This is a genomic window from Arthrobacter sp. AG258, from assembly GCF_004364695.1.
Taxonomy (GTDB): Bacteria; Actinomycetota; Actinomycetes; order Actinomycetales; family Micrococcaceae; genus Arthrobacter.
This window is the reverse complement of sequence record NZ_SOBI01000005.1, coordinates 34,355-46,167: the sequence shown is the minus strand read 5'-3', so window position 1 is coordinate 46,167 and position 11,813 is coordinate 34,355. Positions and strand designations below refer to the sequence as shown.

Below are 11,813 nucleotides of genomic sequence, written 5' to 3'. Positions count from 1 at the left end.
GTCTAGCTACCCGTCACGCTCCGCTCCGCGGTGCGAACATGATCAGTGCTACGCCCAGCAGGCACACCACGGACCCCGCAATGTCCCACCGGTCAGGACGGAAACCGTCGAACGCCATGCCCCAGGCCAGGGAACCGGCCACGAACACTCCGCCGTACGCCGCCAGGATCCGGCCGAAGTGCGCGTCGGGCTGGAGGGTGGCCACAAAGCCGTAGGCGCCCAGGGCGATCACGCCCAGTCCGGCCCACCACCAGTCCCTGCCCTCGCGGACGGACTGCCATACCAGCCATGCGCCCCCGATTTCGGCTGCGGCGGCGAGGACGAACAGCACAATCGTCTTGAAGACACTGACGGTTCCTTCAGGAATATCCACGCAGCCATCATGCCAGCCGGGAATTCGGCAGGCTGCCGCGCGGTTGGGGGAAAGTATGGAGCGCATCGGATTTCTTTCCTTCGGCCACTGGGGTCCCGGACAGGGTTCCCGTACCCGGACAGCGGCCGACGCCCTGCTCCAGGGGATTGATCTTGCGGTAGCCGCCGAAGAACTCGGAGTTGACGGCGCATTTTTCCGTGTCCATCACTTCGCCCGCCAGCAGGCCTCCCCGTTCCCACTTCTTTCTGCCATAGCCGCGCGCACCAGCAAGCTGGAAATCGGCACAGGCGTTATTGACATGCGCTACGAGAATCCGCTGTACATGGCGGAGGAAGCGGCTGCGGCAGACCTGATCAGTGGCGGCAGGCTGCAGCTGGGAATCAGCCGCGGCTCACCCGAACCTGCCCGGAACGGCGCTTCGGCTTTCGGATACCGGCCGGAGCCCGGGGAGACCGACGCGGACATGGCCCGGCGCCATACGGCGGCTTTCCGCCAGGCCATCACGGGTGCGGGCGTGGCCCAGGCAGACCCCCGGTACGCCGGCGGTGCCACCGGACTCCTGCCCGTCCAGCCCCAGTCGCCCGGTTTGGCGGACCGGATCTGGTGGGGCGCAGGCAGCCGTAAGACCGCGGTGTGGGCTGCTGAACTCGGCATGAACCTGATGAGCTCCACCCTGCTCACGGAGGACACCGGCGTTCCGTTCCATGAACTCCAGGCTGAACAGATCCAGCTGTTCAGGGAGGCGTGGGCCGCGGCAGGACACACACGCCCTCCACGGGTGTCGGTCAGCCGCAGCGTCCTTCCCATCGTGGATGACGAGGACAGCTACTACTTTGCGGGCAGCGCGCTCCGCGACGGCCGCGACCAGGTGGGTGTGATTGACGGCTTCACCGCAAGGTTCGGCAAGAGCTATGTTGGCGCACCTGACCTCTTGGCGGAGCAGCTGGCGGCAGACACGGCAGTGCAGGCGGCCGATACGCTGCTGCTGACCGTCCCCAACCAGCTGGGCGTGGAGTACAACTCCAAGCTCCTGGGCACCATCGTGGAACACGTTGCGCCGGCCCTGGGATGGCGCCGCCGCTGACGCCGGGGAACTTTCCGTGAGACCTAACCGTTACTCTTGAAGAGCGTGGTGGGGGCTTCGCGCCCCTACTACTGTGTGACTGCGGAACGGTCATATGACGGAGAGAGAGAAATATGGCTCACACCGCCTTAGGCTTGATCGCATGATCCGGCTACGACAGCTGGCCCAAGCGGCCTCTGTGCTGACCACGCCTCTGGCGCCAGAGGACATTCTGTCCCTGTTCAACCCTGTCTACTCGGCCCGGCAGCTTCGGGGCGTCGTGACCCGCGTGGTCCAGGAGACGGCCCAGTCGGCCACGATCTTTTTCCGTCCCGGGCGCGGCTGGAAGGCGCACCTTGCCGGGCAGTGGGCGCGCATCGGCGTCGAACTTGATGGCGTACGCCACTGGCGCTCATACTCCCTCAGCGCCCCGGCGGGCAAGGACCCCGCCATCACCGTTACCGATGTCGGAGCCGTTTCCGGCACATTGGTGCGCACCACCAAGCCGGGCGACGTCTTGTTCCTTGCCCCGCCGCAGGGTGATTTTGTTCTTCCTGAGCATCCCAGGCCCCTGCTCATGGTCACGGCCGGCAGTGGCATCACCCCGGTAATGTCCATGATCCGCACCCTTGTCCCGCGGCGGCCTGATGCCGACGTCGTCCTGGTCCATTCCGCCCGCACCCCGGGTGACAGCCTCTTCCGCGAGGAACTGGCCGAGTTGGCGGACCAGTTTCCGAATTTCCGGCTGGCGCACTGGTACACGGGCGAACAGGGCCGGATGGACTTCTCCAGCACCCGGGAGCTGGACGAGATCTGTCCCGACTGGAAGGAACGGTCAGCCTACGCCTGCGGCCCGGACAGCTTCCTGGACGACGCCGAAGCGCTGTGGAAGCGGGCAGCCCTGACCACCGGCGCGCCCGGGACCGACGTCGCAGTGGCCGGAGACGCCGGCAACCTGATGATCGAACGCTTCAACACCACCTTCAACGCCGGTGTAGGCCACGACGGCGGCCTGGTCACCTTTGAGGCCTCCGACCGGGAGGTGGAGGCCGACGGCGACACCCCCATCCTGGACATCGGCGAGGACGCCGGGGTCCTGATGCCCAGCGGCTGCCGGATGGGTATCTGCCACAGCTGCCTCACTCCGCTCCTGGCCGGCCAGGTCCGCGACCTCCGCACCGGGGAAGTCCATGGCGAACCCGGCGAACTTATCCAAACGTGTGTCTCGGCAGCCGCCGGACCCGTCAACCTCGAAATCTGAGGAGCACCACGGTATGTCAGTAATCTCACCCGCCAAGGCCACGGCCACGGGAAGCTCAAGAACGCGCCCCGGCAAGCTCGCAGAATCCGGCAGCCCCACGGTCCGGCCCCCGGCGGCAGCGCACCTCAGCGACGAACAAGTGGCGGAGCTCGGCCGTGAGCTCGACGCCATCCGGGACGAAATCCTGGGAAAGCGCGGTGCGGAAGACGCCGCTTACATCCGCCGCATGATCAAGATCCAGCGGGGGCTTGAAATCTCCGGCCGGGCCGCCCTGCTGGTCAGCAAGAACAAAGCAGCCTGGGTTACCGGCACCACGCTCCTGAGCCTGGCCAAGATCCTGGAAAACATGGAGCTCGGCCACAACATCCTGCACGGACAGTGGGACTGGATGCGGGATCCGGATATCCACTCCACCACGTGGGAGTGGGACTTCGTTACCCCGTCGCGCTCCTGGCAGCACACGCACAATGACCTCCACCACCGCTGGACCAACGTGGTGGGCAAGGACAACGACGTCGGATACAACCTCCTCCGGATGGATGAGAACCAGCCGTGGAAGCCCATCAACCTGGCCAACCCGCTGTTCAATGCGATCCTTGCGCCGGTGTTCGAGTGGGGGATCGCCGTCTACGATCTCGAGCTGACCGAATACAAGGAAGGCACCAAGTCCAAAGAGGCCCTGCTCAAGGACCTCAAGGCCCTCGGCCGCAAGGTGATCACCCAGTTCACCAAGGACTACGCTGCCACCCCTGCGCTCGCGATGCTCACCGGCTCCGCCAAGCAGGCCCTGTTCGGCACGATCGCCGCGAACGCCATCCGCAACGTGTGGGCCCACGCCGTCATCTTCTGCGGCCACTTCCCGGAAGGCACCGACACCTTCACCGAAGAAATGGTGGAGGGTGAAACCCGGGGCGACTGGTACGTTCGCCAGATGATCGGCTCCGCCAACATTTCGGGGTCCCGGTTCATGCACCTCATGACCGGCAACCTGTCGCACCAGATCGAGCACCACCTCTTTCCGGACCTGCCCTCCAACCGGTACGCGGAGGTGGCCCCCAGGGTCCGCGAGATCTGCCAGCGCTATGGCCTGAAATACACCACCGGTCCGCTGCTCAAGCAGGTGGGTTCGTCTTGGGCGAAGGTGTTCAAGCTGGCGCTGCCCGGCAAGGCTGCCCGGGCCTAGGAACCACACACACGACGCAAAAAGTGACCCTGCCGGCGACATCCGGCGGGGTCACTTCCTGCGTTTGGGCCCTAGCGCCGGGCTTCAGGCGCCAGGAGCATGTGGTCCAGTTTCGGCAGGGCGTGCCGGAGCCGGTGCTCGGCGCGGTCCAGGGTCTCTGCCGCCTGCGACAACCCGGTTTCGGCCAGTTCCAGTCGGGCAGACCCCTGCAGCCGGTGGCCGGACCACCGCAGCTGCAGCTGCCGGACCGCGAGGACCCCGGGAGTCCCTCCGAGTGCGGCTTGGGCGAGTTCCACCAGTTCCGGCTCGATGCCGTCCATGAGCCGCCGCCCGATGCTGCGGACCGTTCCCCACAGGAGCACCATGATCGCGGCGGAAATGGCCAATCCCACGATCGGGTCCGCCAAGGGGAAACCAAGCATGACGCCAACGGCGCCGATCACCACGGCCAGCGACGTGAAGCCGTCCGTCCTGGCGTGCACACCGTCCGCCACGAGTGCCGCAGAACCGATCCTGCGGCCCACCCGGATGCGGTAGATTGCCACCGCCTCGTTGCCGGCGAAGCCAATAAGGCCCGCCGCCATGACCCACCCCAGGTTTTGCAGGGCCTGCGGATGGATGAGCCGGTCAACGGACTGCCAGGCCGCCACGATGGCGGAAAGGGCCACTACAGCCACGATGAACAGGCCGGCGAGGTCTTCTGCCCGGCCGTACCCGTATGTGTACCGGCGGGTCGCGGCCCTGCGCCCCAGGATGAAGGCGATCCACAGTGGCACTGCGGTCAGGGCGTCGGAGAAGTTGTGGATGGTGTCCGCGAGCAGGGCCACGGAACTGCTGAACAGGACCACCAGGAACTGCAGCAGCGTGGTGGCCAGCAGGACGAACATGCTGATCTTCAGCGCCCGGATGCCCTCCGTGCTGGCCTCCATGGCGTCATCGATGGAATCCGCGGCATCGTGGGTGTGCGGCACGAACAGCTCGAAAAGCCATCCTTTGAAACCGGAATGGTGATGGTGCCCGTGGTCGTGGTCGTGGTCGTGGTCGTGCCCGTGCCCGTGCCCGTGGTGGTGGTCGTGATTGTGCGCATCGTCGTCGTGGTGGTGATGGTGGCCGGCGTGGACGTTGTCGTGATGGCTGTGCGCATGCGTTGATTCCTGGTGCGGCCCGGTCATGAGGCGCTCCCTTGTGCGTGGTGGGCGGGTGCGCGGTGGTGCGCCGGTTCGCCGCCGAGTGCGTGTTCGGCCTGGAAAATGGCGTCAGCCACCAATTGCCGGGCGTGTTCGTTCTCCAGCCGGTACAGCACCCGCGTCCCGTCCTGCCGGGTGGATACCATCCTGGCCAGCCGCATTTTGGCCAGGTGCTGGGACACGGCAGCGGGGGATTTGCCTACCGTGTCGGCCAAGGCGCCCACTGCCATTTCGCCGTCGCGAAGGGCAAGGATGATCCGCACCCTCGTGGCGTCAGCCAGCATCGAGAAGACCTCCACGGCCAACTCCACGTACTGGCTGTCCGTCCCCAGCGAGCAAGCATTCTTATCTGCATTCATGCGCATATAGTGTCACAACGCGGACCCGGACGCACTGCACGCCTGTCTGTCGGACGGCCATCGCGGGCGAGCCAGCACGGCCACCTACAGTAGGAGGGGTACGGGCACGGCGTGACGCCGGCCGCTTCGGCCAGTCTCGAAAGGAATTTACCCCGATGGCTTTCATTACCGTTGGTACGGAGAACAGCACCGACATCGAGCTCTACTACGAGGATCACGGTTCGGGCCAGCCCGTGGTGCTTATCCACGGCTACCCGCTGGACGGATCGTCCTGGGAAAAACAGACTGCCGCGCTCCTTGGCGCGGGCTACCGGGTCATCACCTACGACCGCCGCGGCTTTGGCAAGTCCAGCAAGCCTGCCGACGGCTACGACTACGACACCTTCGCGGCAGACCTCAACATCCTGCTGACCACCCTGGACCTGGACAACGTGGTGCTGGTGGGCTTCTCCATGGGCACCGGCGAGGTGGGCCGCTACCTTGGCACCTATGGCTCGGCGCGGGTGGCCCGCGCCGCATTCCTCGGATCCCTGGAGCCCTACCTGCTCAAGACCGACGACAATCCTGACGGCGTTCCGCAGGACGTTTTTGACGGCCTCAAGGCCGCGGTTACTGCCGACCGGTATGCGTTCTTCACCGAATTCTTCAAGAATTTCTACAACTCGGACACCTTCCTGGGCACTCCGCGCCTCAGCCAGGAAGCCGTCGACGCCAGCTGGAACCTCGCCGCCGGTGCCGGTGCCACCGCGTCCGTTGCCGCCCAGCCCACGTGGCTGACGGACTTCCGGCAGGACATCCCCAAGATCGATGTTCCCGCCCTTATCGTCCACGGCACCGCCGACAACATCCTGCCCATCGACTCGACCGGGCGGCAGTTCGCCAAGGCGTTGCCCACGGCGGAATACGTCGAGATCGAAGGCGCGCCGCACGGCCTGCTCTGGACGCACGCCGCAGAGGTCAACGAGGCATTGCTCGGGTTCCTTTCCAAGTAAGGAATCCTCGGGGCGGCGGCGGGAGTCCCGTCGTCGCCCTATGCCGCTCCGCTCAGCAGAGGGAGGTGCCGGTGGTGCTGGGCTCCTCTGCCAATGGTGTGGGGCACAACCGCCGTGCCAGCGCTTCAAGTTCCCTGGGGTGGAATGGCTTGGTGAGGTAGGCGGCGGCCCCGGACGCCATGCCTGCCAGGACGTCATCCCCCTCCGAGCGGGCCGTGAGGAAGAGTAACGGGGCAGAGCTCCTGGCGCGGATGGCACGGGCAACCACGTGCCCGTCCATGTCCGGGAGTCCCAGGTCCAAGGTGACCAGGGCGATGCCTGGGTCGGACGCCGCGGCGATGGCTTCCGACCCGGTGCCAACGGCTTTCACTACGAAGCCCGCACGTGAAAGGACTATTGAAATCAGTCCGCGGATGTCGTCGTTGTCTTCAACGACAAGACAGGTGCGCTGCTGTTCCATCCAAGCCCCCCGGCGAAAAAGTTGGCAACAGTCTATCGCCCCTGTGCCGGGTTTCCGGGGCCCTGGCCCTATCCGTCGTAATGTGTCCGCGCGGGTCCCTGGCCCAGGGAGTGGACCACGGCGGCGGCCACATCGTGAAGCTTGGAATTGCGGGTGCTTGACGCCGTCTTCAGGATGTCGAAGGCGTCCTGCTGGCTGCACCGGTTCTGGGCCATGATGATCCCGACGGCCATGTCAATGACGGTCCGGCTTTCCAGGGTGGCGCGGAGGTTCGCCGCCGTTTCGCTGAAGTGCGCAAAGCGGATCGCCAGCCGCAGGGCCAGCGAGGTCTGGCTGACAAAATCCTCGGCGCATTTCATGATGCGGCCCTCGAAACGGTGCGCACGGCCGGAGTAGAGCAGCAAGGCTGCCTTGGTGTCGCCCTCCAGCCGGAACGGGAGCGCCGCGACGGACCGGATCCCCTCTGCCTGCACAGCTGAGGAGTAGTCGGGCCAGCGGCCATCAGCGTTGAGATCCGGGACGTGGACAGTTTCCTGGGCAGTTGCTGCAGTCATGCCCGGTGTCTCGGTGAACCGGTGCTCAAACCGTCCAATGACCCGTGCCTCATCGCTGCTGCTGGCTACCGTGGTGCCCTTCCGCTGCCTGAGCAGGGTGACGGCGCACAGCATCTCATCGCCGGGTTCGGAGAGGTTGCGCGCGGAGACCTGCGCCAACTCATTGAGGAAGTCCTCGACGTCGGAGCTGTCCAGGACAATTTCATGCAGGTACTCGGTTATGGATGTATCGGGTTTAGCTGTTGACTCGCTGGCCACTGTTTCTTGGTGCCATTCGCTCAGGTCAAAACGAGCCGGCAACACACAAACGCCCCGCAATGTGGGCGGGGAGTCGGTGATGGTCGCTGGATCGAAGAACTTTCCAACGGCCCGCTGCTAAACCGATAACCAGAGTATATACATCCGCAAGGAAGGCGAAACGTCATGCCCGCTGCGCCGTCACAGCCCGGACGCTGGCGCCATGCAGGGGGTAACCGGCACAATGAAGCGGGAGCCGGCCACCGGATGCGGCGCCAACCCAAAGGCAGCCCGCCGGGGAGGACAGGAACATGACCAGGCTTCTTATCATCGGCCCGCCGGGCTCCGGCAAGGGAACCCAGGCTGAACACCTGGCCAGGCACTTCGGGGTCCCGGCGGTGTCCACAGGGGATATCTTCCGCAGCAACGTCAGCCGGAAGACGGAGCTGGGGAACCAGGCTGCCGAATACCTCGACGGCGGCCATTTCGTTCCCGACCACCTCACCAATGCCCTCGTGAAGGACCGCCTCCTTGATGGCGACGTCAGCCACGGTTTCCTGCTCGATGGTTACCCGCGCACGGCACCGCAGGCAACGGAACTGGACAGTATGCTCGCCGCCCAGGGGCACGGGCTGGACGCTGTCATCGAGTTGCGCGCTCCCGACGCCGAACTGGAAGAGCGCATGCACCGGCGGGCGCAGGAACAAGGCCGCACCGACGACACCATCGACGTCTTCCGACGCAGGTTGGACCTCTACCACCGCCAGACGCATGAAGTAGTCTCGGTGTACGCGGGCCGGGGAATCCTGGTATCCGTCAACGGCAGCGGGGATCCGGGGGAGATTACCGCATTGGCGATTGCCGCCGTCGAACAATTCCTGGCAGCACCGCGACGGCCATCCTGACCGGAGCAAAGCATGGTGGACTCGAACAGAAGGAAACACTGATGAGAATTGCGGTTACAGGCGGAAGCGGAAAACTTGGCCGGCACGTGGTGCGCCGGCTTACCGACGACGGCCACCAGGTCCTCAACCTGGACCGCGCGGGTAGCCGGAGCCCGGGCCTGCTGGTGGTGGACCTGCGCAACTACGGCCAGGTGGTGGATGCGCTCCTGGGCGTGGATGACCGCCACGACGGATTCGACGCCGTGGTGCACCTTGGTGCCATCCCCGCCCCTGGCATCCTTCCGGACGCCGCGACGTTCGAGAACAACATGCTCTCCACCTACAACGTCTTCCAAGCAGCGCGACGGGCCGGCATCAAGAAGGTGGTGTACGCCTCCAGCGAGACCGTGCTCGGCCTGCCGTTCGACGTCGACCCGCCCTACATTCCGGTGGACGAGGAATACCCTCCCCGGCCGGAGAGCACCTATTCCCTGGTGAAGACGCTGGAGGAACGGATGGCCGTGGAACTGACCCGCTGGGACCCGGAGCTGAGCATCACCGGACTGCGTTTCTCCAACGTCATGGACGAGTCTGACTACGAGCGGTTCCCCTCGTTCGATGAGGACGCAACGCTGCGCAAGTGGAACCTATGGGGCTACATCGACGGCAGGGACGGTGCGCAGGCAGTGGCCCGGGCACTGGAGAACGCAAAGCCCGGCTTTGAAGCCTTCATCATTGCCAACGCAGACACCGTTATGAGCCGCTCGAGCGCCAGCCTCGCCGCGGAGGTCTTCCCCGGCGTCAAGGTCACCAAGGAACTGGGCGAACACGAAACCATGCTCTCCATCGACAAAGCCCGGCGCATGCTTGGCTTCGAACCCGAGCACAGTTGGCGGAACCACGCAGCCGCTCCCTCCGGCACGGCGGGCGGCATCGGGTAGCGCCTGCGTTTTTCCCGCGGCCGCCGCGATTGCCGGGCGCATGATGGAGTGAATGGGCCCTCACCGGGATAGTGTTCAGCCCTAAGCATTTATCACGGCGCAGGGACAAGGCAGCACATTGGTACAGAGATCATCAGGGTCCGGGGTTGCGGAGCACAAGGCCGGCAAGTGGCATACCTTCAACGAGAAGTTCGTCGTGGAGGAGCGCTACGTGGACGTGGCGGACCGGCGCGGGCTGTACCGGGCGTCGGTCATCCTCTCCGTAGTGGGGCTGGCGCTCTTTATCGCCATCCTTGTCAGCGTGGTGCAGTCCACTGGATTGACGGCGGCCGACGAACCCGTGCATGACTGGCTGCTGACCACGCGTTCGGGCACCGTCACCGCCATCATGATTTTCCTGGCGGTGTTCTTTGGACCCATCGCCCTGCCCATCATTGTGCTGGTGGTGATCCTCGTCTGGGGCTTCGCGGCCAAACATGCCTGGCGGCCCATCCTGCTGGCGTCCGCGATGCTGGCGGGGGTGATCGTTTCGCAGATCATCCTCCACATCGTGCAGCGCTCTCGGCCGCCGGTGGACCAGATGTTGTTCGGTGCGGACCAAACGTTCTCGTTCCCATCCGGGCATGTCCTGGGTGCCTGCGACTTCCTGCTGGTGGGCGCGTACCTGATCGTGTCCCGGCGCCGCAGCCGGCGGGCAGCCCTTTTCGGATTTATTGGAGCCGGCATCGGAATTGTCCTGGCAATCGCCAGCCGCCTTTACCTGGGCTACCACTGGCCCACTGACACCTTGGCGTCGTTCTCCCTCTCGCTGATGATCCTCGGCGGAGTCATCGCCCTCGACACCTGGCGGACAGCCAGGATCGAAGGTGAACCGATCACCGGGGAGCTCTCCAAGGCGGAATCGCCGCAGGAGTGAACCGGCGCGACGAGCCGGTTGGCTTCCTGCCCCGCTAAGGCCTTGACCGCGCCCGTTTCAGCGCCCGGTGCAGTTTCAGGTTTGCTGCCTCCAGCTCCAGGACCTTGGCGACACCGGCGAGGTTCAATCCCTCCTGGAGGAGTTCGCCAATCCGAAGCAGCACGGCGATGTCCTCCTCGCTGTATTGCCGCGTGCCGCCTGCGGTCCGGGCAGGCGTCAGCAACCCTTTCGCCTCGTACAGCCTGATGTTCTGCTGTCCGGTGCCTGCCAGTTCCGCCGCTACCGAGATCGCGTACAGGGCGCGTGGGCCGGGGGAGCGGCCGGGCCGGCCGCCTGCAGGTTCCGTCATGGGTTCTCCCAAAAATCCGCGCAACAGGGTCTTGCCCGATTTTCCCACTGGTGCTATAAAAAATCTACATTCACCACCATAGATAAGTAGGTGGTGGGTGGCCGGATATCCGACACCTTGAAGCTGAAGGAGTGGGAAATGATGTTGATGCGTACGGACCCGTTCCGTGAGCTGGACCGGCTCGCGCAGCAGGTTTTGGGAACCGCCGCCCGCCCGGCAGCCATGCCGATGGACGCCTGGCAGGAAGACGGCGAATTCGTGGTGGCGTTCGACCTTCCCGGCGTGGACGTGGACTCCGTGGACCTGAACGTGGAACGGAACGTCCTGACGGTGCGGGCCGAACGCAAGGACCCCATGCAGCCGAACGTGGAACTGGTTGCGTCCGAGCGTCCACGCGGCGTGTTCAGCCGCCAACTGATCCTGGGCGACACCCTGGATACCGACAGGATCAAGGCCGCCTACGACCAAGGCGTGCTCACCCTGCGGATCCCGGTTGCCCAGCAAGCCAAGCCGCGAAAGATCGAGATCCAGACCCAACAAGGCGGCATGCAGCAGATCGACGCCTAGGATCCGTGGCGCTGCGCCGGCGTCCCTGCCTCCGGGTGGGGACGCCGGCAGCCATTGGCGGGCACAGAGGACTTCATCCAAGGAGGCGGAAACCCCATGAGTGAGTGGCGGCGCTACGATTCACCGCTGATTCCTGCATTCCATGAGCGCTTCGAGCAGCGGTGGGGCCCGGGAACTGCGCCGTTTTTGGACCCGGAAGCACATGAGCAGCCCATGCCGCGGGCGCAATGGATCAACCCGGCCACCGGTGCTGCCTTGGCAGTGGTCCCCATCTGGACGGCCGATGAGGCGCAGCAACGGTCCTTCGGCGTGTTCTACCTTCCACCTGCCGGCGATATCTGGGTCCTGCGGCCCGGCTACACCGGGTACCTGGAACCGTCCGACGGCGACGCAGAGCATCTGGTGACCCTGCGCAATGACGCCTTCCGCAAGGCAGTGGCGCACGCCAAGGAGTTCCTCTTCGGCTCGCAGTAGCCAACGTGGCGGC

15 protein-coding genes are annotated in these 11,813 nt (G+C 65.2%); 9 read left to right on the top strand and 6 right to left on the bottom strand.

Features of this window, described 5'->3' with window-relative positions; all coding sequences use genetic code 11:
- Window positions 1-13 precede the first annotated feature (13 nt).
- Window positions 14-373 (bottom strand): YnfA family protein, encoded by a 360-nt coding sequence (locus DFO47_RS11665; protein ID WP_018761030.1) that lies wholly within the window; start codon window positions 371-373, stop codon window positions 14-16.
- 55 nt (window positions 374-428) lie between these two features.
- Here DFO47_RS11665 and DFO47_RS11660 point away from each other — a divergent pair, with 55 nt between their 5' ends.
- From DFO47_RS11660 to DFO47_RS11650, 3 genes are all read left to right on the top strand, one after another.
- Window positions 429-1,457, top strand: a complete 1,029-nt coding sequence (locus DFO47_RS11660) for an LLM class flavin-dependent oxidoreductase (protein ID WP_018761031.1) — start codon at window positions 429-431, stop codon at window positions 1,455-1,457.
- Between the two features lie 142 nt (window positions 1,458-1,599).
- A complete protein-coding gene (locus DFO47_RS11655) occupies window positions 1,600-2,697 on the top strand; it encodes a ferredoxin reductase (RefSeq protein ID WP_026264392.1) in 1,098 nt (365 codons plus the stop codon).
- A 13-nt stretch (window positions 2,698-2,710) separates the two neighbouring features.
- Window positions 2,711-3,880, top strand: coding sequence for an acyl-CoA desaturase (locus DFO47_RS11650; protein ID WP_109045728.1), 1,170 nt, complete (start codon window positions 2,711-2,713; stop codon window positions 3,878-3,880).
- Window positions 3,881-3,951: 71 nt separating this feature from the next.
- Here DFO47_RS11650 and DFO47_RS11645 read toward each other — a convergent pair whose 3' ends face one another.
- Together DFO47_RS11645 and DFO47_RS11640 are read right to left on the bottom strand one after the other, a co-directional pair.
- A complete protein-coding gene (locus tag DFO47_RS11645) occupies window positions 3,952-5,052 on the bottom strand; it encodes a cation diffusion facilitator family transporter (protein ID WP_133831731.1) in 1,101 nt (366 codons plus the stop codon).
- Window positions 5,049-5,426, bottom strand: a complete 378-nt coding sequence (locus tag DFO47_RS11640; RefSeq protein ID WP_081624115.1) for a metalloregulator ArsR/SmtB family transcription factor — start codon at window positions 5,424-5,426, stop codon at window positions 5,049-5,051. Before DFO47_RS11640 ends, DFO47_RS11645 begins: the two co-directional genes overlap by 4 nt.
- Before the next feature lie 155 nt (window positions 5,427-5,581).
- Here DFO47_RS11640 and DFO47_RS11635 point away from each other — a divergent pair, with 155 nt between their 5' ends.
- The gene (locus tag DFO47_RS11635) at window positions 5,582-6,418 is read left to right on the top strand and encodes an alpha/beta hydrolase (RefSeq protein ID WP_133831730.1); all 837 of its coding nucleotides are present in this window, start codon (window positions 5,582-5,584) and stop codon (window positions 6,416-6,418) included.
- Window positions 6,419-6,470: 52 nt separating this feature from the next.
- Here DFO47_RS11635 and DFO47_RS11630 read toward each other — a convergent pair whose 3' ends face one another.
- The gene (locus DFO47_RS11630) at window positions 6,471-6,878 is read right to left on the bottom strand and encodes a response regulator transcription factor (protein ID WP_018761038.1); all 408 of its coding nucleotides are present in this window, start codon (window positions 6,876-6,878) and stop codon (window positions 6,471-6,473) included.
- A gap of 68 nt (window positions 6,879-6,946) precedes the next feature.
- The gene (locus DFO47_RS11625; RefSeq protein WP_133831729.1) at window positions 6,947-7,690 is read right to left on the bottom strand and encodes a GAF and ANTAR domain-containing protein; all 744 of its coding nucleotides are present in this window, start codon (window positions 7,688-7,690) and stop codon (window positions 6,947-6,949) included.
- Between the two features lie 290 nt (window positions 7,691-7,980).
- On the opposite strand from DFO47_RS11625, the gene DFO47_RS11620 reads away from it, so the two are divergent.
- From DFO47_RS11620 to DFO47_RS11610, 3 genes are all read left to right on the top strand, one after another.
- Entirely contained in the window at window positions 7,981-8,574 is a 594-nt protein-coding gene (locus tag DFO47_RS11620) for an adenylate kinase (RefSeq protein ID WP_109045732.1), read from the top strand.
- Between the two features lie 41 nt (window positions 8,575-8,615).
- A complete protein-coding gene (locus DFO47_RS11615; protein ID WP_109045733.1) occupies window positions 8,616-9,494 on the top strand; it encodes an NAD(P)-dependent oxidoreductase in 879 nt (292 codons plus the stop codon).
- A gap of 118 nt (window positions 9,495-9,612) precedes the next feature.
- Window positions 9,613-10,410 (top strand): phosphatase PAP2 family protein, encoded by a 798-nt coding sequence (locus DFO47_RS11610; RefSeq protein ID WP_133831728.1) that lies wholly within the window; start codon window positions 9,613-9,615, stop codon window positions 10,408-10,410.
- A gap of 34 nt (window positions 10,411-10,444) precedes the next feature.
- Here DFO47_RS11610 and DFO47_RS11605 read toward each other — a convergent pair whose 3' ends face one another.
- Entirely contained in the window at window positions 10,445-10,759 is a 315-nt protein-coding gene (locus tag DFO47_RS11605; protein ID WP_018761043.1) for a MerR family transcriptional regulator, read from the bottom strand.
- Window positions 10,760-10,900: 141 nt separating this feature from the next.
- On the opposite strand from DFO47_RS11605, the gene DFO47_RS11600 reads away from it, so the two are divergent.
- Window positions 10,901-11,326: an Hsp20 family protein gene (locus DFO47_RS11600; protein ID WP_133831960.1), complete on the top strand. Its 426-nt coding sequence runs from the start codon at window positions 10,901-10,903 to the stop codon at window positions 11,324-11,326.
- A gap of 96 nt (window positions 11,327-11,422) precedes the next feature.
- The gene (locus DFO47_RS11595; protein WP_018761045.1) at window positions 11,423-11,800 is read left to right on the top strand and encodes a hypothetical protein; all 378 of its coding nucleotides are present in this window, start codon (window positions 11,423-11,425) and stop codon (window positions 11,798-11,800) included.
- Window positions 11,801-11,813: the final 13 nt, after the last annotated feature.

Coding starts and splice junctions, on each gene's coding strand:
- DFO47_RS11660 (WP_018761031.1), top strand. CDS start 429: ATGGAGCGCATCGGATTTCTTTCCTTCGGCCACTGGGGTCCCGGACAG.
- DFO47_RS11655 (WP_026264392.1), top strand. CDS start 1,600: ATGATCCGGCTACGACAGCTGGCCCAAGCGGCCTCTGTGCTGACCACG.
- DFO47_RS11650 (WP_109045728.1), top strand. CDS start 2,711: ATGTCAGTAATCTCACCCGCCAAGGCCACGGCCACGGGAAGCTCAAGA.
- DFO47_RS11645 (WP_133831731.1), bottom strand. CDS start 5,052: ATGACCGGGCCGCACCAGGAATCAACGCATGCGCACAGCCATCACGAC.
- DFO47_RS11640 (WP_081624115.1), bottom strand. CDS start 5,426: ATGAATGCAGATAAGAATGCTTGCTCGCTGGGGACGGACAGCCAGTAC.
- DFO47_RS11635 (WP_133831730.1), top strand. CDS start 5,582: ATGGCTTTCATTACCGTTGGTACGGAGAACAGCACCGACATCGAGCTC.
- DFO47_RS11630 (WP_018761038.1), bottom strand. CDS start 6,878: ATGGAACAGCAGCGCACCTGTCTTGTCGTTGAAGACAACGACGACATC.
- DFO47_RS11620 (WP_109045732.1), top strand. CDS start 7,981: ATGACCAGGCTTCTTATCATCGGCCCGCCGGGCTCCGGCAAGGGAACC.
- DFO47_RS11615 (WP_109045733.1), top strand. CDS start 8,616: ATGAGAATTGCGGTTACAGGCGGAAGCGGAAAACTTGGCCGGCACGTG.
- DFO47_RS11605 (WP_018761043.1), bottom strand. CDS start 10,759: ATGACGGAACCTGCAGGCGGCCGGCCCGGCCGCTCCCCCGGCCCACGC.
- DFO47_RS11600 (WP_133831960.1), top strand. CDS start 10,901: ATGTTGATGCGTACGGACCCGTTCCGTGAGCTGGACCGGCTCGCGCAG.
- DFO47_RS11595 (WP_018761045.1), top strand. CDS start 11,423: ATGAGTGAGTGGCGGCGCTACGATTCACCGCTGATTCCTGCATTCCAT.